Origin of the sequence: Psychrobacter sp. AH5, from assembly GCF_040371085.1 — a bacterium.
Lineage (GTDB): Bacteria > Pseudomonadota > Gammaproteobacteria > Pseudomonadales > Moraxellaceae > Psychrobacter.
This window is the reverse complement of record NZ_JAMBMT010000001.1, coordinates 2,770,647-2,790,894: the sequence shown is the minus strand read 5'-3', so window position 1 is coordinate 2,790,894 and position 20,248 is coordinate 2,770,647. Positions and strand designations below refer to the sequence as shown.

Annotated in this window: 19 protein-coding genes; 8 read left to right on the top strand and 11 right to left on the bottom strand. The window is 42.9% G+C overall.

The annotated features are described in order from the left end of the window. Window positions 1-195 precede the first annotated feature (195 nt). Window positions 196-1,329 carry a molecular chaperone DnaJ gene (gene dnaJ / locus M0N77_RS11855; RefSeq protein ID WP_353105378.1) on the bottom strand — a complete coding sequence of 378 codons (1,134 nt, stop codon included), beginning with the start codon at window positions 1,327-1,329 and terminating at the stop codon, window positions 196-198. Between the two features lie 722 nt (window positions 1,330-2,051). Here dnaJ and M0N77_RS11850 point away from each other — a divergent pair. Continuing rightward, complete coding sequence (locus M0N77_RS11850; RefSeq protein ID WP_353105377.1) at window positions 2,052-2,711, top strand: DUF2939 domain-containing protein; 660 nt, start codon at window positions 2,052-2,054, stop codon at window positions 2,709-2,711. 152 nt (window positions 2,712-2,863) lie between these two features. Here the strand turns inward: M0N77_RS11850 and M0N77_RS11845 are convergent, their stop codons facing one another. Both M0N77_RS11845 and M0N77_RS11840 read right to left on the bottom strand, forming a co-directional pair. Then, window positions 2,864-3,937, bottom strand: coding sequence for a thioredoxin fold domain-containing protein (locus M0N77_RS11845; RefSeq protein ID WP_353105376.1), 1,074 nt, complete (start codon window positions 3,935-3,937; stop codon window positions 2,864-2,866). 370 nt (window positions 3,938-4,307) lie between these two features. Beyond that, window positions 4,308-5,012 (bottom strand): 16S rRNA pseudouridine(516) synthase, encoded by a 705-nt coding sequence (locus M0N77_RS11840; RefSeq protein ID WP_353105375.1) that lies wholly within the window; start codon window positions 5,010-5,012, stop codon window positions 4,308-4,310. 91 nt (window positions 5,013-5,103) lie between these two features. Here M0N77_RS11840 and M0N77_RS11835 point away from each other — a divergent pair, with 91 nt between their 5' ends. The 4 genes from M0N77_RS11835 to M0N77_RS11820 all read left to right on the top strand — a co-directional run bounded on the left by M0N77_RS11835 (window position 5,104) and on the right by M0N77_RS11820 (window position 8,135). Next, window positions 5,104-5,703, top strand: a complete 600-nt coding sequence (locus tag M0N77_RS11835) for a YigZ family protein (protein ID WP_353105374.1) — start codon at window positions 5,104-5,106, stop codon at window positions 5,701-5,703. A gap of 264 nt (window positions 5,704-5,967) precedes the next feature. Next, complete coding sequence (locus tag M0N77_RS11830; RefSeq protein ID WP_353105373.1) at window positions 5,968-6,996, top strand: alpha/beta fold hydrolase; 1,029 nt, start codon at window positions 5,968-5,970, stop codon at window positions 6,994-6,996. Window positions 6,997-7,055: 59 nt separating this feature from the next. Continuing rightward, complete coding sequence (locus M0N77_RS11825; protein ID WP_353105372.1) at window positions 7,056-7,598, top strand: acyl-CoA thioesterase; 543 nt, start codon at window positions 7,056-7,058, stop codon at window positions 7,596-7,598. Window positions 7,599-7,757: 159 nt separating this feature from the next. After that, a complete protein-coding gene (locus M0N77_RS11820) occupies window positions 7,758-8,135 on the top strand; it encodes a DsrE family protein (RefSeq protein ID WP_353105371.1) in 378 nt (125 codons plus the stop codon). 257 nt (window positions 8,136-8,392) lie between these two features. Here M0N77_RS11820 and M0N77_RS11815 read toward each other — a convergent pair whose 3' ends face one another. Beyond that, window positions 8,393-9,301 carry a viperin family antiviral radical SAM protein gene (locus M0N77_RS11815; RefSeq protein WP_353105370.1) on the bottom strand — a complete coding sequence of 303 codons (909 nt, stop codon included), beginning with the start codon at window positions 9,299-9,301 and terminating at the stop codon, window positions 8,393-8,395. Window positions 9,302-9,314: 13 nt separating this feature from the next. Next, the gene (locus M0N77_RS11810; RefSeq protein ID WP_353105369.1) at window positions 9,315-9,674 is read right to left on the bottom strand and encodes a hypothetical protein; all 360 of its coding nucleotides are present in this window, start codon (window positions 9,672-9,674) and stop codon (window positions 9,315-9,317) included. Between the two features lie 301 nt (window positions 9,675-9,975). Between M0N77_RS11810 and M0N77_RS11805 the strand changes: the two genes are divergently transcribed. Continuing rightward, window positions 9,976-11,751, top strand: a complete 1,776-nt coding sequence (locus tag M0N77_RS11805; RefSeq protein WP_353105368.1) for a hypothetical protein — start codon at window positions 9,976-9,978, stop codon at window positions 11,749-11,751. Between the two features lie 320 nt (window positions 11,752-12,071). On the opposite strand, the gene M0N77_RS11800 is transcribed toward M0N77_RS11805, so the two are convergent. Beyond that, complete coding sequence (locus tag M0N77_RS11800; RefSeq protein WP_353105367.1) at window positions 12,072-13,019, bottom strand: alpha/beta hydrolase; 948 nt, start codon at window positions 13,017-13,019, stop codon at window positions 12,072-12,074. A gap of 304 nt (window positions 13,020-13,323) precedes the next feature. Between M0N77_RS11800 and M0N77_RS11795 the strand changes: the two genes are divergently transcribed. Continuing rightward, entirely contained in the window at window positions 13,324-14,856 is a 1,533-nt protein-coding gene (locus M0N77_RS11795) for an MATE family efflux transporter (protein WP_353105366.1), read from the top strand. Window positions 14,857-14,983: 127 nt separating this feature from the next. On the opposite strand, the gene M0N77_RS11790 is transcribed toward M0N77_RS11795, so the two are convergent. Beyond that, window positions 14,984-15,640 (bottom strand): IS1595 family transposase, encoded by a 657-nt coding sequence (locus M0N77_RS11790; protein WP_353103013.1) that lies wholly within the window; start codon window positions 15,638-15,640, stop codon window positions 14,984-14,986. A gap of 112 nt (window positions 15,641-15,752) precedes the next feature. On the opposite strand from M0N77_RS11790, the gene M0N77_RS11785 reads away from it, so the two are divergent. Further along, window positions 15,753-16,007: a DUF2798 domain-containing protein gene (locus M0N77_RS11785; protein ID WP_353105365.1), complete on the top strand. Its 255-nt coding sequence runs from the start codon at window positions 15,753-15,755 to the stop codon at window positions 16,005-16,007. Here the strand turns inward: M0N77_RS11785 and oppF are convergent. The 4 genes from oppF to oppB form a co-directional block, all read right to left on the bottom strand. Beyond that, on the bottom strand, window positions 16,001-17,032 hold the full coding sequence (gene oppF / locus M0N77_RS11780) for a murein tripeptide/oligopeptide ABC transporter ATP binding protein OppF (RefSeq protein WP_353105364.1): 1,032 nt from the start codon (window positions 17,030-17,032) through the stop codon (window positions 16,001-16,003). The genes M0N77_RS11785 and oppF overlap by 7 nt on opposite strands. A gap of 9 nt (window positions 17,033-17,041) precedes the next feature. Continuing rightward, a complete protein-coding gene (oppD, locus tag M0N77_RS11775; RefSeq protein ID WP_371834231.1) occupies window positions 17,042-18,106 on the bottom strand; it encodes an oligopeptide ABC transporter ATP-binding protein OppD in 1,065 nt (354 codons plus the stop codon). Window positions 18,107-18,220: 114 nt separating this feature from the next. Beyond that, the gene (gene oppC / locus M0N77_RS11770; RefSeq protein ID WP_353105362.1) at window positions 18,221-19,126 is read right to left on the bottom strand and encodes an oligopeptide ABC transporter permease OppC; all 906 of its coding nucleotides are present in this window, start codon (window positions 19,124-19,126) and stop codon (window positions 18,221-18,223) included. A 101-nt stretch (window positions 19,127-19,227) separates the two neighbouring features. Next, on the bottom strand, window positions 19,228-20,148 hold the full coding sequence (gene oppB / locus M0N77_RS11765) for an oligopeptide ABC transporter permease OppB (RefSeq protein WP_353105361.1): 921 nt from the start codon (window positions 20,146-20,148) through the stop codon (window positions 19,228-19,230). Window positions 20,149-20,248: the final 100 nt, after the last annotated feature.

Genomic DNA, 20,248 nt, shown 5'->3' with positions numbered 1-20,248 from the left:
ATATGCTGAATATCATAGCATGAATTTATTTGGCTGCTGCTAGCAAACAGATAATAACCTGCTAACAAAAAAGCCTAACAGTTTCACGTGAAACTGTTAGGCTTAGAAGGTAAGCTAAAAAGTATTACTTTTAAACGAAACTTAGCTAAATGTTATCGATAATAGCCAATTCTAAAAGGCTATTAATAAAGGTTTTTAGTCAAATAAGTCGCCAATCTTTTTGAAGAAAGATTTTTTATGCGGAGACTGCTTATGATTACTATCACCATCTAAAGTATCTTGGAACTGGCGTAATAAGTCTTTTTGCTCGCGGGTTAGATTGACTGGGGTTTCGATAATCACCCGGCAAATCAGATCGCCTTTCATGGTGGTACGTACCGGTGTCACCCCTTTACCGCGTACCCTTAGCAACTTGCCGCTTTGTGTGCCCTCAGCAATTTTAATATTGACTTTACCATCTAACGTTGGGATCTCAACCTCTTTACCAAGCGCAGCATCGGTAATACTCACGGGTACATCCATATACAGATCGGCACCTTGACGAGTGAATACTTCATGCGGTTTGACGCGCACCTCGACATATAAATCGCCGTTTTGTACGCCAGCGCCGCCCGCTTCGCCCTCTCCTGCTAAGCGCACGCGATCACCATCATCGACGCCAGCTGGGATAGAAACCTCTAGATTGCGTGATTTGTCTTTGACGCCATTGCCATGACAGTCCGGGCATGGGTTTTTGATTTGTTTACCACTACCGCCGCACTGTGGACAGGTTTGCTGCACGGCAAAGAAGCCTTGCTGCACACGTACTTGCCCTTGACCATGACAAGTCTGACAGGTAACAATATCTGAGGCGTCTTTGGCGCCCTTACCATCACAAGTATTACAAGGAGCCGGAGCGGTAAAGCTAATCTCTTTTTTGCAGCCACGTACCGCTTCCTCAAGAGTCAGCTCGATGACGTAACGCAGATCTGAGCCACGACGGGTACGACCACCGCCGCCACCACGCGCTTGACCGAAGATATCGCCAAAGTTGCCAAAGATATCACCAAAGATGTCTTGGAAATTACCGCCGCCGCCGAAGCCGCCAGCGCCGCCCATGCCGTTTTCAAAGGCAGCATGACCCATACGGTCATAGGCGGAGCGCTTGTCTTCATCGCTCAATACTTCATAAGCCATCGAAGCTTCTTTGAATTTTTCCTCACTATCAGGATCATCAGAATTGCGATCTGGATGGTATTTCATGGCCAGCTTGCGATAAGCCCTCTTGATCTCTTTGCTATCGGCAGTTTTGCTGACCCCTAATACTTCATAAAAATCGCGCTTACTCATGGGTTCTCCTATCGTCATTACAGTCGCCAAAGCTAGCTGTTACGCTACTCATACCGCCAATCATCCAAAAGAGTTTCACGTGAAACGTCGCAATAGATAGGATAAATAATTAGCGATAGCCTAGTCATAATAAAAAAGCACAGGACTGTTTTAACCAAATCAATTAATAAATAAAGACATAAAGATGTAAAAGTTTGGCCTGTTAATGGAGATGACTAGCGGATTTATCAAGCTCTATGCTGATGAAATTACTGTCTATAGGGTTTTATAGTCAGCTGAAAGTAAAACTGTCATAGATTTAAGCGCGCTACTGGTATAAATTTTGCTGGCGTGCTGCTTGCATTCGAGCCTGCACAAAATTCATCCCAGCAGCGCTATGTCATTTTTAAAGTGTATCGACTATATAGTCCATTCGAAATAAAATCGGTAGGTTTATTTTGCCCGGCTACTGGTACGTATTTTGTTTGCTTGCTGTGCGCTTCGCACTGCTCGCTGCGGCACAACTCAGGTTTAAAATAAGTATCCCAGTAGCATTGTAACGGTTTTAGAGTGAATCAATTATATTAGCTATAAACCTACTTAATAAAAACAGCCTAGCTCATAAAACGCTAGCTTTGCTATGGTGATATTTTCCATAACATCAAAAGCTCAAGTCGTGCTAGTATTTAGCGCCCCATAAGCGGGCGTTGATATTTTAACTTTGGTGTAAGAGAGCACTTTTTATGAAAAAGCTAATGGCCTTTGTCTTATTAATCGTGGTTATTGCAGTCGTCATCTATGCCGGCTCGCCTTACTATAGTGCTTATCAACTCAAAAACGCTTATGATGATAAAGACGGCGCGACTATCGCGGCCGCTATCGATTATGAACAGGTGCGCCCAAGTATTTATAAACAATTGGCGGATAAATTTGCGCTAACGATGACTAACTATCCGCTGGTCGCTGAGCTTGGCGGCGCGCCACTAGAGCAAGCGGCCGACAACTTTATTAGTCAAGCAGTCGAAGGGGCGATCACCCCTGACAATATCGAAACCCTTATCAACACCCAAGGTCAAGCTAATACTGCTACCAAAGAGCTAGCCGCCGCTTGGGCTATCGCGAGCAATCAGGTCGATCTCAAAAACCTCATTCAGGACTTAATCATTCAGCGCGGCGATATCAATGCGGTAGTCAAAAATCAGATGCAGCTAGTAATACAAAAACAAGCAAGCGAGCTTGAGCAGCAAGCTACGCAAGGAGTAGACAGCGACAAGCCAGAGCTTCGCTACTGCGGTATCAACTGCTTTACTATTAGCGGGCAAGTCAAAGGCTATCCCTTAACGATTGAGATGCAGCGTCAAGGATTTATCAATTGGCAAATCGTCGATGTGGTGTTGCCCTAATTAAAGGTTTATTTACCTAAAATGCATCTATTTATCTAAAATTCAAAGTCCAAAAAAGCGCGCTATAAAGAGATGATTTATAGCGCGCCCTACCATAATTTAGTCTTAAATTATGAAGCTTTTTATTGGCTCAATATTTCAAAAATAGCGAACTACTGCACTCCCAAAAACTGCAAAAATTCAGGGCTCTCAAAGCTTGCTTGATAAAGCACCCCATCATCACGATAAATCGCTGGCGTCGCTATCACTGCTAACCCTGCCGCTTTTTTGCGATTGGGGGTAATGTAGTCGCTCGTGCAGCTAGCCGGCGCTGGCGTCATCCGGCCTTGTAGCATGGCTTTGTCTAGCGCACTACGGCGACTGGCCTCATCCTTTTGACACCAAATACCGCGCATCTGCTCAGGCGACTGCTCGTAGATCGGATAGCCAATGGTTTTTACCGTAACGCCTTTTTTATTCAGACTCGCCATTTGCTTATGCAGCTGACGACAATAAGGGCAGTTGACATCGGTGGCGACATAAATGACGGCTCTCTCGCTAGTCGTGGCAGGATAAGTAATCAGCTGCGAGGCATCTAATGAGGCAAACACCGCCTTATTTTTATTGGCCTCAAAAGTCTCATCGAGTCCCGTAAACTGAGCATTCTCAATAACGGATATCTCGCCATCAGTAATGTACTGGCCATCATCTGACAATAAGAACGGCACACCCTCGAGAGTAGCGCCCCAAATCACGCCAGGCACCGCCGTATAAAAGAAAGGGGTTTTGGCGCTGATATTCTTTAATGCTGACATATTGGCTAGCAGCGAAGATTTGAGTTCAGTACTCACATAAGAGCCTGCTTGCGCGCTGGTAGCGCGTTTTGGATTTTGCTTCACGGCTTGCGGGCTTGGGTTTTTTTGGAGCTCGCCTTGAATAACGTATTTGCCGTCGGCTGTGATATGCAGCGGCGGCTGCCCTACTAGATTGACCTGAAACATATTGGGTAGATTGGATTTTTCAATAGACACTATTTGTGCCTTGATGCCGACATCAAGCAATACTTGGCGTAAGTGCCTGTCTGTATTACTCGCTATATCACTTGTAAGAGCTTTGTTTACGGATTGGGTATGGGTAGCTTCGCTCATATTAGGGGCTGATACTGGCTCAGCACAAGCGCTTGTCGCTAACAATAAAGCAGTAATGATACTAGCAGACTTACATAAAGTTGGTTTCACAGCAAACATCCTAGCAAATAGCCTCTATTAACTAAGCGCATATTAGCCGCGCATAGATAATCAGCATTTAGTTAAAAATACTATCTAAAAAAGTAGATTAAAAAGGTATCAGCACTTTAGCATAGGGTTAGCGTAGGGACTAATTTCAGGAAGGACTTGCGGTTGGTTTTTGCAAATCTGCTACTTGAGCTTAAGGGAGGCGCAATAGAGGCTAAGAAAATAAGGTAAAAACATTGCATGGTTGTAGGGTATGGTTAGCGAAGCGTAACTCACCATTTGGATTAGGTCATTATTAAAAGGTGGGTTACGTTTTATTGAAACTCTTTGCGAGAATTTGATAAAACCAACCTCACCCTACGCAAAATTAATTACATGACTTCTAAAACTTCTCGACTTCCTCACTTGTCAAAAAGCGACTATCGCCCTTCTCTAATCCTTCTAGAGTGATATGACCGATACTGGCGCGATGCAGCTCAACGACTTTATTACCGAAGTAGCCCATCATACGTTTGACTTGATGGTATTTGCCTTGCTCAAGCGTTAGACGCGCATGGGTCTCATCGATAAACTCAAGGGTTGCAGGTTTAGTCGGCTCATAATCACCGTCTAATAAAATCCCTTCGCCCACCTTTTTGATCGCATGGGCTTGCTCGTCCGCGTCCATAGGATCGGCTAAGGTTAGCTCATAAACTTTGGCGTGCTCGTGCTTAGGACTAGTCACGCGGTGCAGCCAGCCGCCATCATCGCTGATGAGCAGTGCGCCAGTAGTATCGACATCTAAGCGTCCGGCAATACGTAGGCTACCTAATTCTGGCACCGCGATCAGTTCGGTAACGATAGGGTACTCTTTGGCCTTGAGGGTACACTCAAAGCCTTCAGGCTTATGCAAAAGAATATAGCGGCTGCCGGTAGCGACCGATAGAGGCTCACCTGCCCATAGTACTTCGTCATTGACGATATCGACATGCAGGCCTGGATCTTTGACCACTTCGTCATTGACCGTGACCTCGCTGGCATGGAGGATCTTTTTGGACTCTTTACGCGACAGCTCAGTGGCTTTACTAATAAATTTATCGAGACGCATACTTTTTACTACCTTTGCTATTATAGGGTTTTGTTATAGTGGTGCCAGTTTAACATATCCTATCCAAACCTAAGCGTATCATCACTACATTATGAGTTATCAAACCCTAAAAAAGCCCGTTACGGCGCGGCTCGAGATTAAGAAGTCTGAGTTTATCGCTTATGCTTATCCGGTTCATTCGCGTGAGCAAGCGATGTTTCATGTGGAACATTTGCGCGATAAATACCCCGACGCGCGTCACTGGTGCTGGGCGTATATCATTGGCGATCCTGATAATACCACTAGCGCTGGCTTCGATGATGATGGCGAGCCGAGTGGCACCGCAGGACGACCGATATTAAATGTATTGCAGCACAAGTCTATCGGCAATGTCATTATCATAGTGGTGCGCTACTTTGGCGGGATCAAGCTTGGCGCTGGCGGATTGACTCGCGCCTATGCTGGCTCAGCCCAAGCGGCTGTCGATCAGATGATATTGCAGCCCTATGTGCCAATGACACAAGTACAGATACTGGCTGACTTCGCTCACGAGTCACAGTGCCGTTATGTGGTTGAAAGTATGGACGGGACTATCGATGAGGTGACTTATAGCAAGCAAGTAACCTTGAGCGTGACTATCGCTGAGGCTGATATTGAGACGTTAAAGACTGAGCTGGCGATGGCTGGTAAAGTGCTAGCGGCTGATACATAAACTTGATAAATCAAGGTCAGCTTAGCTCAAGTAACCGTTAAAGTAACCATTAAAGTAATTGTTAAAATCGCGAACAGTAATCATCTGTTCACTAAGGCGTTCACTAAAAGATATTGGAACGTCCGCCATCGCTTAGTATGATGATCAATCGATAAATACCCTAGCGTAAATCTGAAAACTGTACTTAAACGATTCAAAGTTATAAAACATTACTATGTTTCACGTGAAACTAATTATTTTACCTTATCTATTAGACCCTATTCTATGAGCAATTTTACTTATAATGAATTCAAACCGCCTTTTTGGTTGACCAATCCGCATCTACAAAGCATTTTACCAAAGTTTTTTGCGCCCAAGTCCCCTGAGTATAGACGCGTGGTGCGCAAAGACTCTTTGGGTGAAAGTGATATTGCCTATGACTTTTATGATGCACATCCTATAGAAAATTCAGAAAATGGTGAACTTGAGCAGACGCCATTGATTGTGCTCTTTCATGGTATGGAAGGCAGTAGCGATAGCCATTATGCTCGCGCTTTGGCTTATCAGATGCACGCGCAGGGCTGGCACTTTGTCGTCGCTCATTTCAGAAGTTGCGGCGGTATTCCTGCTAGCGGACGGGTATTTTATAACGCCGGCGATACCGGCGAGTTGCACTACATGCTACAAAACTTGCGTGAGCGCTATGACAATATCTATGCCGTTGGCGTCTCACTAGGCGGTAATGCTCTAGCCAAATACATGGGCGAATACGGCGACGAAGCCTTATGCAAGGGCGCAGCGGTCATCTCCGCCCCTGTCGATATGTCATCAGCGGCGCTGAGCATGCATAGCTTTTTGAGTCATCGTATTTATACCCCTTATCTGCTCAATCCGATTATCAAAAAAGCGCTAGCCAACGATATTAGTAAAGAGGAGATCGACTCCATCAAAGCGGTCAATCGCATCAGCGACTTCGATGATATCTTTACCGCGCCGCGTCATGGCTATCGCTCTAATAACGACTACTATCACAGCGCCTCAGCCCTCCCCTACCTGCGTGATGTCACCAAGCCGTTATTACTGATTAGTGCTGAGGACGATCCCTTTTTGGGCTTTACCGCTACCGCTAACGATGTCTCCGACTGCGTCACCATTATCGATACCAAGCATGGCGGGCACGTCGGCTATATCCGCTATCGCTCGGATAGCAAGCAAGCTCAAGGCCATGATAAGACCTCAAAGTTCGATATCAATTGGCTACCCGAAACTGTCAGCGCTTATTTTAACTTTATCGGTGTAGCCTCCAATAAATAACCGAATGAGCTTAGCCACTCAATAAATTAAACCTTTATTTACCTTTTGAGATCCCTTTTATGTATCCTTTTATTCGTTATGCCAGCACTATCGTCAAAGCTGCTGTACAAGTCAAAAAAGGTAATACTCTGAGCTTTAAAGACACTAGCGAGATTACTTTATATTGCCGCCTCTCTGATATCGATAATTTCCTTGAGATGAATAATGGCCGAGTTCTGACGCTATACGATATGGGACGCACAGACTTTGCGGTTCGTAGTGGCTTAGGTCGGCAGCTGCTCAAACAGCGCTGGGGATTGGTAGTTGCTGGCAGCACTATCCAATATCGCAAACGCATCCGCGCTTTTGATAAAGTGACGATGAAAACACATATTGCTGGGTTTGACGCGCGCTGGATATATATCGAACAATCGATGTGGGTTAAAGGAAAACCCTGCTCTTCTGCACTACTACGCACGGGTGTCACTGAAAAAGGCAAGGTCATTGAGACGGCAAGAGTACTAGAAGCATTGGGGCAAGCAGATTGGCAACTGCCGCCGACCGGTTATGTTGCAGAATGGATTGAGAGCGACGATGATCGTCCGTGGCCGCCAAAGCTTTAGTTTAGCATTTGGCTTAATGAACGCCTCACCACCAAGTAACCTTATAGCTACTATTTGATAACAATACATTATATAAATAAATATAGTAAATGTTAGAGTAGTAAAGATAGTTCGAGAAAATATGAATTCAAAAAAAATATCTTTTATAAGGAAAATAATATGGCTAATAAAACAGATTACGTAGGCACTCTATTCGATAATGCGGACTCCAACCCCAGTAAAATCACCTTAGCGTTTACCATGGGAGGCGTGGCACTTGACCAAGGTCATTCGGCATCAATTATTTTAATGGTCGATGCGGTACATTTGGGCGTACCCAATGCTTTAGACAAGGTCGATATCGGCGCACCTTTTAAACCTGCTAAAGAGTTGCTAGAAGCCTTTATCGAGAAAGGTGGTAACGTGTTGGTGTGCGGCGCGTGTATGGAGCATAACGGTATCAAAGACTCTGTTATCGATAAACGCTTCACCAAAATCAGTGGCGATGATGTGGTTGAGCTGTTGATGGCGGCGAAGGGTTCTTTGCAGTTGAATTAAGCGTTTTTAATAGTTCTAACACTGAGCTAGTTCTTTTAACTGTCTTTTGATGGTTTGGAGAACTGGCTCTTTTTTGTCTTAAAGACTTGATTTTAAACGGTTGTATAGTTAAATAAATTAAAATCTTGAGTAGGGTGCGCTACGCGCACCGATTGTTTACATTATGTTAATTAGGCATATTGTCAAATTAGGTCTAAGCTATTGTAACTAATGATCATGTTCAAAAATCTTATTGATACTTGCTTTCTGCATTAAAATTATATAAAGGTTGGAACAGTATCGGTAAGTTTTTCATTGATGTTATAACGGCCTAAAAACTTATCAAAACTGAAGTTTATTTGACTAAGTGCCTCTTTAATACCAATCTCGACAATAGGATGGCTATAAACATAACCGTCAGTTAAATTAGAGTTTTGGAAGAAACGACCTAATGGGTCTATCATTATATATGAATCCATCATCTCATTGTTGTCTTCTGATGCTATGATGTCCTCAAACTCCGAATGCTTATCTAAAAACACTCTAAACATTGTGTCTGTAATTGTTGAAGTATAGCCCTGACTGGGCAATACCTTAAATACCTTCCATTTAGAAGGATTAACATTCTTAATAAAGCTCGATAAATCTTCATCAAAATTATTGCTATTAACTACCGTATTGATTTTAATATCTATCTCAGAGTTTAACTTTCGCAAAGCATGGATATCGCTACGAACTTTGTTAGTATTCATTACCTTGTTCTTCTCAGATCTTCCGATAATTAAATTAGTTTTATGATTTGTAGAATCCACACTAAATCCTATATAGTCTAGATTTTCAGCTATTAATGAGATTAGTTCATTGTCAACACGACTGCCATTTGTAATAGCGGACACATGAAAGCCATAACTTTTAGCACGCCTTATGATATGAATAGCTTTAGCTTTGTATAAAAATATCTCACCACCAACTAAGTTTAATCTAACACCATCGAATTTAATATTTTGTTCGTCTTCCAGTATAGTCTTCAACTCAAAAATTTCGTTTAACAGCTTATCTGTCAAGTGTTCGTCATGAAACAGCTCTTTTCTGCCTTGTTTATCCCACTTTGCAAAACAAAAATCACAAGCGTAGTTGCAAGCTTCGGTAAAATGCCAGTTTATAACGAGCTCAAATGTATTGTGCATATTCATATCTCTATTAGTATGATTTATATTGATGATGGCTATCCGTATTGTAGGTAGTCACCAAGTTGTTTCCACAAACCACTACCGTTACCCCTCCTTTATTCATCATCTTGAGGACCAAACTCCTGAGTTGTACCAGCCTAGTGATTGCTTTAGCCATAATATTTGAAGCTCTAAAGTGCTCATATTTCTTATAAATTGAACGAAAACTTACTAATTTAGTGTCTAAATCGTTTAAATAGTCATTCAAACATCGACGGTCAGTTATATATCTGTCTCCCTTAATAACGCCTATTTCTAGAGTCAAATCGACCATACTTTGGACAATGCCACGATTATTCATCCGCTGTGCCATATGGGTTGTAACTCTCATAAATACCTCCTATCTATAGAACATTGTTATATCGAGAATTAAATAATACTACAATAGTAGGAGAAATAAAGTAGAATATAGATATGGTTTATCCCATTTTCATCTATTTTAAAATTTATAAGATACAATATAGATACGATTATTATTTTAATAACAAATAATAGTATCTATATTGTAAAAATATAGTAAATTTATATCTCAATACTGACACAATATATTTATAAGCATATTCAATATAGAAATATCTTACAAACAGTATCGCTAACTAATTAAAAGCCAGACTATACTTAGGAAATCCTGAATGAACTCAAGTTACAAAAAAGACGATGAAAAGCTAATCAATTTAAATCTGGAAATACTAGGAGTACGAGATAAGGATATAGATAGTATTGTCAAAGAGACCCAAAACGTTACTAAGATGGTGTTTGAGCAGGTATTTTTAGTGATGCTATACACAAGACAGCTTATATTACACCCTGAAAGTGGCGCAAATGTTAAAGCTAGATTGAAGCTTATTGATATCGTGTTTAGCGTGGAGGATTCATCTAACGGGAGTGAGATTTCAAAGATTAGAAGTGAAATATTACAAATGATGGAGGCTAATAAAGGTAGTAATGACGTTGTCCTAAAATTATTGCTTTTAAAGGATAAAATTAAAGCTGATGCTATTGATGAAATACTATCATCTATACAAGATACACAAATTGCCTTTGCTCCTCTTGATAATATTCATGGTATAGAGCCAGATCTAAAAGATAGTAAGAAACAATATACATATTACGAGATGTATGCCTCGCTCAAATATACAATGACTATTTTTCAAAAATTTCTTAACAGCACTGTATATGATAAAAGCATAATTAAGACAGCCTTGTTTGAAAAAATAAAGTTAGAATCGAATGCAGAGGGTTTTAAAGATGATCATGGGCGATGGATTAGTGAATATAGTCTATCGGATGAGAAGAAAAAAATGTTAAATCTTCTTAAGAAAGAGCATTATGCCGAGGTGATTAAAGAAGGTGGGTTATTAGAAAAGAAGACATTAATACAAGGTGTTAGAGCAGATATAGCGATTAAACTAGGTGCTTGGGCAAACGATGTATTTCGTTATATTTATGACGACAATTATTCATCAAACATGTTATATGGTACAAAGGAAACGAATTTTTTTAACATAGCTAATGATGGAAACAATAGTCACGTAACTATAACGGTTGATAGAGCACCTTTAGAGGATATCTATAAGCTTAATCAACTACAACAGTTAATGGACAATATTAAAATTGCGTTAAAGGCTAGTTTTGAGTCTAAAGAGCGTACCGCAAACGAAAATGTTGGAATATTAGCAATACCTTATGTAGAAAAGAAACATGAAACAAAGCTCAATAATGAGAATGCATTAACTATATTAAGCGAATGGTATACAGAGAACTCTATCGGATTATTTAGAAAGATAGATCAAATACCAAAAGCTATTGTTTCTATTATTGACTTTGATCTTTACAACTCATTATCCGAAGTTAGTAGGTGTTTAGATGATGCTCGTAGGGTACAAGACGCATATAACTATAGTCGCCAAACTAAAACTCAAAGCAAAAACATATCGAAAAAAAGTCCAATAAAAGATCGTAATGAGCTAATTACCTGCATTGTTTCGTTATATTTATGTTTGGGTACATATAACTATGAAAATTTTAGTCGAGCTAGAACAATTGTTTCTAATATTGAGAATAATGAGCGTATAAACTCAAATAACTATGAGGTTTTAAAAAATACAATGATGTTTTCATGGTCGGTTTTCGAACCTATCGGACAACCAGAATGGCAACATAACAGGTTATATTGGAAACTTGATACAAACTTTGATGAAGACGAACAAAACAAGATGATGTATCGCTTTAAGAAGATACCAATATCTATCCGCAATAGTGAGGGTCGTAGAGTAAGGATATTGTCTGAAGGCACTACTGAAGACGTTTTAGAAACTTTAGTCAATTTTGTTAGCAATCAGCCTAGCACAAAACCTTATCCTTACAACTCTTCATTCCCGCTACCTCTAAGAATTCGAAAAAAATAATAGACGGAGTAGTAATATTGATAATAACTACTTAACTACAAAACCGTAGTCAAATATTTTAACTACAAATCTGTAGTTAACTCCATCAAAAGCAGTAGAGGTGGACTTAGGAAGCTTTTTAGCCTGAGCACCGTCAAAAAATTGCACTACAATTTTAGGTGGATTTGGGGTGCGGTTTAGCCTCGATTGCAGCGGATATACTTAGTAAAGCACAGGGTTACGGGCGCTTAGCAAGGGGCGGTATCGAGGCAACAGGAACGACCCTTGCTATTAGCGCCCGTCCCTGTACTAGCTAAGATAGTAGCGTAAAGCGGGAATAGCTACTCCTTCATCCCCTCACGAAACACCTTATAATCCTCCGCCGTTTGATCGACTGCCTCGACCATCGGCACATGACCAATATCTTTCATCATAATAATCTGCGATTGCGGAATGATTTGCTTAATCACATCGACCGTTTCAGGCTTAATCACTTGGTCTTTATCGCCCCAGACGACCAGCGTCGGAATCTTATGCTCAGCAATAATTTTGGCGCGCTCCTCCACGTTATCTGTGACGATCTGCTCAAGGATTTTGGCATCTAACGCTTTATTATTGATGCGCTCTTGCGCGAATACCGCTTTGACAGACTTTGGTAGATAAGGCGGCTTATACATCACAAAATCGTACATCTTATAAAAATCCTCCTTACTCTTAATCAGCAGTGGATTGTTGTCCAAAGTTGCGCCCTCAAGTGATTTAGGACGACCCGCTGACCAAAATCCTGCGCTATCGACGAGCCAGAGGCTCTTCACCTCTTTAAGGTACTTTGCCGCATAGGCCACACTGATCGCGCCGCCCATCGAATTACCACCGACATGGATATTTTTTGCCACACCCTTAGCCTGCAATAGCTCATGCAAACGGGTGGCCTGCGCCTCATAATCATAATTGGCGCTCAAGGGCTTACTCGACTCGCCAAATCCTAAGAGGTCTGGAATAATCAGATGATAGTCCTCTAACTGATCAGCGATACGGGTGAAGTTGTCTTTATTACCGCCGAAGCCATGAATGAGCAATAACGGCTCGCCCGCCAAACTATTATTTTCGGCATAAACTATCTTATCGCCCGAAGCTAGCGTTAATGATTTGACTTGTAGATCAGATTTATTGCGCTCATATTGGATAAGCTTTTGAGTAGTATTGACCGCAAGCGTATTGGGCGCAGTAGTACAGCCGACTACCGACAGACTAAATAGCGCAGCGAGCGCTAGGCGTTTGAGTAGCATTGAGACATCCTTGTGATAGTTGATAGATAACAACCTAGTAGATAAATAAAAGATAATGGCTAAAAAAGCATAGTCTTAGCATGCGCTCATATCAAGCATAAACCATGACTACCATTGTAGATTATGCCAGTGCTTTGTTTGCTTACGGTTCTAATAAAGAGCTTACGCGCATTGTCCTCTATAATAAGCCCATTTAGTCCATTAGTCCTTATGCCATCACCCCTAATTGAGTTATCTAGCATCTTTGATAGGACATTTTTTATCATCAACCAAAGCCCATTGAAGGGGCACAAAAGGATGCACCTTGAGCGACATAAGTTCTCCCACGAGTAAATCGCGTGACCTTACCGAAGGGTCAATCGCCAAAACCATGCTGCTGTTTGCCCTGCCAACTCTTGGCTCCTCGGCGCTACAATCCCTAAATGGCTCAATCAACGCCGTTTGGGTCGGACGGTTTTTGGGAGAAGAGGCGCTGGCCGCGACGGCGAACGGCAATATTTTGATGTTTATTATGATCTCCTTCGTCTTCGGGTTTGGCATGGCGGCGACTATCTTTATCGGTCAGGCGATGGGCGAGCGCGATGATATCAAAGTGAAGCGTACCGTGGGTACGGCGCTGGGTAGCATTATTCCGATCAGTATAGTGCTGTCGGCGATAGGCTGGATATTTGCGCCGACTTTGCTGGAGCTATTAGGGACTCCGCCCACTGCTTTTGAGCTGGCGCTGACTTATCTGCGCATAATCTTTGTGGCGATGCCTGTCACGCTCACCTTTACGCTAATGATGATGGCATTACGTGGCACCGGCGACTCTACCACGCCGCTTTGGTTTATCGCTATGTCGGTCGCTATCGACTTGGTGTTGACGCCGACGCTGATTTTGGGTCTAGGTCCCTTCCCTGAATGGGGCATCTTTGGCTCAGCGGTTGCCACTGCCGTTGCCAATACCTTAGCGCTTGTCGGTATGGTGAGCACTATGTACTGGCGCGGCTCGGTACTGACGCTAAGTATGCCTGAGCTAAGATTTTTAAAGGCAGATCTAAGTATCTTGAAGTCGATATTCTCAAAGGGCTTACCAATGGGCTTGCAGATGATCGTCATCTCTACCGCCGCGCTCACTATGCTATCGCTGATTAACCGCGAGGGCGTACAGACAACCGCCGCTTATAGCGCCACTCAGCAGCTTTGGACTTACGTGCAGATGCCAGCGATGGCGCTAAGTGCTGCCGCTAGTGCGATGGTGGCACAAAATATCGGGGCGGGTCAATGGAGCCGCGTGGCAGGGATTACCCGTTGGGGACTGATCTTTAACGTGGTATTGACCGGCACCATGATTGGGGTGCTAACTATCTTTGATAAGACTATTTTGGGCTTCTTTTTGGGCAGTGATAGCCCAGCAGTACCTATTGGACGCCATATTCAGATCATGGCAACGTGGGGCTTTATGTTCTTTGGCATAGCGCAAGTATTCTTTGGTACGATGCGCGCCAACGGCTACGTGATTTGGCCACTGATGGTGATGGTGGTGTCGATGTATCCGGTGCGCTTGGGCTTCGCTTTTGGACTATACCCTATGCTTGGTAGCGATGCGCTTTGGTTGTCGTTTCCAGCAGGCATGGTAGCAACCGCGGTGATGGGCGGAGGACTATATCTATATGGCGGCTGGCGTAAAGGTAAAAACCTATCCGAAGAAGAAGCGGCGCAAGGATGCGAGGGCTATCGCGCGCACGCTGGCACCTCAGCAACCTGTCGTGATCTAGCACCAACCACGTCTTGGAAGCGCTTGCCACTACGGGGTGTTGCAAGCTTGCAGCGCCGATTGCAGGGTAGCGATTAATATCAAAGCTATTAACATTAAAATTATCAAAATCAAAGCTACGATAGCCAATATAGTAGATTCTACTTAAAAGCTTTGTGACAGTGGCGCGGTTGGATATACAATTAGGGGCTGTAGTAGATAAGGATTAAATATCACACCATTTTCTCAAGGTTTTCAGCTGATTAGATGGTGAGCCATAGTTAAATCTAAACTCGCACTCTTTTAAAAATAAATGGAAGTTCTTCTTATCGATCCCATTATACTTTCTTAGAGTTCGTTTAGACTGGTTCCAAAAGTTCTCAATGCCATTGATGTGATTGTTTTTACCGCAAGTAAACTCTTTAGAATGATTGACTCTGAAATGTTTAAACTCACTCACATCTAATGCGTTGTAACTTCGATAGCTATCCGTATAAACAAAGCTGTCAGGCTTGATTTTACGCTTAATAACAGGCATTAGAGTAGTCTGTTTGGTGTCTGCTACGACAATGGTATAAACCTTACCGTTTCGTTTTAGAATACCAAATACAGCGGTTTTACCAGCAGCCCCGCGACCTCTTTTACCTTTGCGTACACCGCCAAAGTAACTTTCATCTAATTCGACTTCACCATCAAAAAGCTCATCAGCTTCTAATGAGAGATGGTAATCTATCACAAGTCTTATTTTATGATAAAAAAGTGCAGCAGTATTAGGCTGAATATCAAGCAAATCTGCGGCTGTTCTAGCAGTCACTTCAGCTGTGAAAAACTCTAACAGCCTTCGCTGTACTTTTTTACTGAGTTTACAATGGGTTATCTTCATAAAAGTAGTCTAGCATAGTGCTTATCTACTACAGCCCCTACAATTATTTTAACTGACGATAGCGCTTCTGAGTATTTATGATTTATCAAACAATAGAGTATTAATAAAAATTATGGCAAAATTTCCTACCATTAGAATACGTACCCGCCGCAAATATTATCGGCTTATCTTCACCTGCCTTATGGCATTGATGATGTCGCTTATTATTTCAACCGCTCTTATATTAGTCAAAGCTGGTTATAGCGATCATTTCTTTGCGGATTTATTTAATTCATGGTGGCTAGCGTTTCTCTTTGCTTGGCCCAGTGCTTATTTGTGTGCTTATCTAATTCAAGAGCATGTGCTGAGCCGGATAGAGTTTTATTGAGCTGTCTCAACCTTATTTTTTAGACAAGCTACGCGGTGCTCTAAAGTACCTTCTAACACAGGCTCAATCTGTGCGCATTCTGCATCAGCTAAGGGACAACGGGTCCGAAACACGCAGCCTGAGGGCGGATTAATAGGACTGGGCAGATCGCCCTCTAACAGCTGAATGGTCTTGTTACGCTCAGCAATAGGATCAGGGAGCGGCACTGCCGACATCAGCGCCTGCGTATAAGGATGAGTGGGATTGCCATATACCGCTTTGTCCACTCCGAGCTCAACCGCGTGACCCAAATACATCACCAGCACCCGATCAGCAATGTGCTTGACCACTGACAAATCATGAGCAATAAAGATAAGCGCTAGACCCATCTCCTGTTGCACCTCTTGTAATAAGTTGATCACCTGCGCCTGAATAGAGACGTCAAGAGCCGAGACCGGTTCATCACAGATGATAATCTTTGGCTTTAAAATAAGGGCGCGCGCAATACCGATACGCTGACACTGACCGCCTGAGAACTCATGCGGATAGCGGTTGATTTGATTGGATAATAATCCAACTTTTTTCATAATAGCGCGCACTTCATCTTGCACTTCAGTTTTTTTCATTTTTGGATAATAAGTGCGTAGCGGTTCGGCGATAATGTCGCCAACAGTCATCCTTGGATTGAGCGATGCTAGTGGATCTTGAAAGATCATTTGAATGTCTTTACGCGTCATTCTCATGGTCTTTTTGGAAGCACCGACCATCTCTTTATCACAAAATTTAATACTGCCAGAATTGGCCTGTATTAAGCCAATAATAGTACGAGCCAGCGTCGACTTACCGCAGCCTGACTCCCCAACCACTCCTAGAGTCTCCCCTGCAAATAGCTCAAAAGAGACCCCGTTAACCGCTTTTAAAGTCGCGGGCGCTTGCCAAAAAAACGACCCTTTTTGTTTGATATTAAAGGTAGTGTGTACGTCTTGCACTTGCAACAAAGGGATTTGCTGATTGCTACTGATACTATGTGAATTTTGAGTATTCATAGTGCTACTCTACCCCTCTACCTTTGACTTATGATTAGTGGTACTAGCCGAAGTATTATCGATTTGTATATCAGGTTGCCAGTGACAAGCGCGCTGACGTTCGTGCGGTAAAAACTCTAATGGCGGCGGAGTATCGCGGCAGATAGCCATAGCATGATTACAGCGCTCATAAAATGGACAGCCGGCAGGTAAGTTTAATAAGTTTGGCGGACTACCCGGAATGGTTTCAAGCTTGCCGCCTTTATCATCCAAACGCGGAATGGCTTTTAGCAGTCCAATAGTATAAGGATGGGTTGGCGTATAAAAAATCTCATCGGTCTGACCATAAGCCATGGTTCGGCCTGCATACATCACTAGCACCCGATCACAAATACCCGCGACCACCCCTAAATCATGAGTAATCATAATAATAGTAGTGCCAAAGTCGCGTTTTAGCTCGTTGAGTAACACCATAATCTGCGCTTGTACGGTGACATCGAGCGCAGTCGTTGGCTCATCAGCGACCAATAGTTTCGGCCGACACAGTAGCGCCATCGCAATCATCACCCGCTGACGCATGCCCCCTGAAAACTCATGCGGATACATACTAATGCGCTTTTTGGCCTCTGGAATCTTGACCGCATCTAGCATACGCACCGACTCCGCCCACGCCTGTTTTTTACTCATACCTTTATGTAGGATTAACACCTCCGCTAGCTGATCCCCTATTCTCATATAAGGGTTTAGTGAGGTCATCGGATCTTGGAAGATCATGGCGATTTGTTCAGCGCGGATTTTATTCAATGCTTTTTGTGATAGTCCTAGCAGCTCCTTACCTTCAAAGCGTACCGAACCTTTGGCATATCCGTTATTAGCCAGCAATCCCATAATAGCAAACGCAGTCTGCGACTTACCGGAGCCGGACTCGCCAACGATGCCTAAAGTCTCGCCTTCATGTAGGTTAAAATTCAAACCATTGACCGCCGTCACTAGACCATCTTCGGTAGTGAACTGTACTGATAAATCTTCAACCGCTAGTAATGTATTAGCGCTCTGCGGCTGAGTGTTAATAGCTGAATGATCATCTTTACCCATAATAGTAGAGTCTATCTTTACTGGCGTGCGGTTAGGGTTGTAAGTAGCTAATTTGTCAGCTGCTTTTGCTAAGCTCTTTTTTTCTAAGCTTTCGTTTTTCATGATAGCGCGCTCCTAACGGTCTTTAGGGTCAAACGCATCACGCAGCCCATCGCCAATAAAGTTAAAGCAAAATAAAGTAATAACCAAAAACACCGAGGGAATCAAAATCTGCCAAGGCGCAACCTGCATCGTCTTTGAGCCTTCTTGTAGCAAAGCGCCCCAACTGGTCATAGGCTCTTGCACCCCTAAACCTAAAAAGCTCAAAAATGACTCAAACAAGATCATCGTTGGTACCAGTAGCGAGGCATAAACTACCACGACCCCAAGGACATTGGGCACAATATGCCGCAAAATAATGTTATATCCTGATACTCCGCCAACGTGCGCCGCTTCGATAAACTCTTTACTCTTAAGACTAAGGGTTTGTCCACGCACGATACGAGCGACATCCAACCACGATACCAATCCGATGGCGACAAAGATTAAAATAAGGTTACGACCGAATATAGTGACTAATAAAATCACAAAAAACATAAAAGGAAAGGCGCTTAGAATCTCTAACACGCGCATCATGACCGTATCAACTTTGCCGCCGAGATAGCCTGAGGTTGCGCCGTATATCGTACCGAAGATGACCGCTACCGTAGCGCCAGCGACGCCAACCATTAACGAGATACGACCACCGACTGCGGTTCGCACCAAAAGATCGCGGCCTAGAGAATCGGTACCAAAGTAATGCTTGTTTTCGATGGAGGGAGCAGCTTGCATAAAGCTCCAATCGGTCTCAGCATAACCAAAAGGCGCTAGCATCGGTACAAATATCACAAAAGCGCCAATAAGCAACAAGATAAACAAGCTTGCTACCGCAGCTTTATTGCGATAAAAGCGGCGCTTAGCATCTTGTAGTAAGCTGCGGCCTTTTATTTCTTCAGCAGTAGTTGCTACTAAGTTGGTGGGCTGATCGGCGGTAAGGCTCATAGTCGTCCTTTAAATAATCTATTTAACATCATAATAAATAACACTTATAACAAACTAAGCCGTTAATTCGTTAGCTTTACTGAGCGTCCAATGAGGTCCGCTTAATACTGAATCTTTGGATCAATCACGGCGTATAAAATATCGACGATAGCATTAAAAGTAATGGTCAATACACCGACTAAAATAGTCAAACTGAGCACGACCCCATAATCACGATTCAAGGCGCCATTGACGAATAGCTGACCGATACCTGGCAGACCAAAGATAGTTTCAATCACGATTGAACCTGTGATAATCCCGACAAAAGCGGGGCCTAAATAAGAGATTACCGGTAGTAGCGCTGGACGAAGCGCGTGTTTCATGACGATTTGGCGCATTGGCAGCCCTTTGGATCTAGCCGTGCGAATGTATTGACTATTCATCACCTCAATCATTGAGCCGCGCATGATACGCGCGATACTAGCGACGTAAGCGAGCGCCAAAGCGGTAACGGGTAAAACGAGATTTTGTAGCGCCCCATCATTCCAGCCACCTGCAGGCAACCACTGTAATAAAATGGCGAAGATAAGCACTAATAGTGGCGCTTTAACAAAGCTTGGAATCACCACCCCTGTCATCGCAAAAGCCATTAACACATAGTCTAGCCATGAGTTTTGCTTGAGAGCGGCGATTACCCCTAAGATGAGACCAAGCACTAATGCCAATATAAAAGCATACAAACCCAGCTCCATCGATACTGGAAATGACTGCGATAACAGCTCATTAACCGTATAATCCTTATATTTAAAAGATGGCCCAAAGTCGCCTACTGCCAACTGCTTTAGGTAATTGACATATTGCAGCCACATCGGATCATTAAGATGATACTTCGCTTCGATATTAGCTAACACCGCTGGCGGCAAACTACGCTCACCAGTGAAAGGACTACCTGGTGCTAAGCGCATCATAAAAAAGGAGACCGTTATCAATACAAATAAGGTTGGAATAGATTCCAAGATACGCCGAAAAATCAGTTTTAGCATAATGCCTCTTTTATAATAGTGCTCATTTTTAAGCTTAACTACGCGTAAATAAATACAATAAAGCTAAAGCTCGGGGTTGATAAAATCTCAAGCTTTAGGC

Coding starts and splice junctions, on each gene's coding strand:
- M0N77_RS11785 (WP_353105365.1), top strand. CDS start 15,753: ATGGCAAAATTTCCTACCATTAGAATACGTACCCGCCGCAAATATTAT.
- oppF (WP_353105364.1), bottom strand. CDS start 17,032: ATGAATACTCAAAATTCACATAGTATCAGTAGCAATCAGCAAATCCCT.
- M0N77_RS11820 (WP_353105371.1), top strand. CDS start 7,758: ATGGCTAATAAAACAGATTACGTAGGCACTCTATTCGATAATGCGGAC.
- M0N77_RS11845 (WP_353105376.1), bottom strand. CDS start 3,937: ATGTTTGCTGTGAAACCAACTTTATGTAAGTCTGCTAGTATCATTACT.
- M0N77_RS11835 (WP_353105374.1), top strand. CDS start 5,104: ATGAGTTATCAAACCCTAAAAAAGCCCGTTACGGCGCGGCTCGAGATT.
- M0N77_RS11840 (WP_353105375.1), bottom strand. CDS start 5,012: ATGCGTCTCGATAAATTTATTAGTAAAGCCACTGAGCTGTCGCGTAAA.
- M0N77_RS11800 (WP_353105367.1), bottom strand. CDS start 13,019: ATGCTACTCAAACGCCTAGCGCTCGCTGCGCTATTTAGTCTGTCGGTA.
- M0N77_RS11850 (WP_353105377.1), top strand. CDS start 2,052: ATGAAAAAGCTAATGGCCTTTGTCTTATTAATCGTGGTTATTGCAGTC.
- oppB (WP_353105361.1), bottom strand. CDS start 20,148: ATGCTAAAACTGATTTTTCGGCGTATCTTGGAATCTATTCCAACCTTA.
- oppD (WP_371834231.1), bottom strand. CDS start 18,106: ATGGGTAAAGATGATCATTCAGCTATTAACACTCAGCCGCAGAGCGCT.
- M0N77_RS11810 (WP_353105369.1), bottom strand. CDS start 9,674: ATGAGAGTTACAACCCATATGGCACAGCGGATGAATAATCGTGGCATT.
- M0N77_RS11815 (WP_353105370.1), bottom strand. CDS start 9,301: ATGCACAATACATTTGAGCTCGTTATAAACTGGCATTTTACCGAAGCT.
- dnaJ (WP_353105378.1), bottom strand. CDS start 1,329: ATGAGTAAGCGCGATTTTTATGAAGTATTAGGGGTCAGCAAAACTGCC.
- M0N77_RS11825 (WP_353105372.1), top strand. CDS start 7,056: ATGTATCCTTTTATTCGTTATGCCAGCACTATCGTCAAAGCTGCTGTA.
- oppC (WP_353105362.1), bottom strand. CDS start 19,126: ATGAGCCTTACCGCCGATCAGCCCACCAACTTAGTAGCAACTACTGCT.
- M0N77_RS11830 (WP_353105373.1), top strand. CDS start 5,968: ATGAGCAATTTTACTTATAATGAATTCAAACCGCCTTTTTGGTTGACC.
- M0N77_RS11790 (WP_353103013.1), bottom strand. CDS start 15,640: ATGAAGATAACCCATTGTAAACTCAGTAAAAAAGTACAGCGAAGGCTG.
- M0N77_RS11805 (WP_353105368.1), top strand. CDS start 9,976: ATGAACTCAAGTTACAAAAAAGACGATGAAAAGCTAATCAATTTAAAT.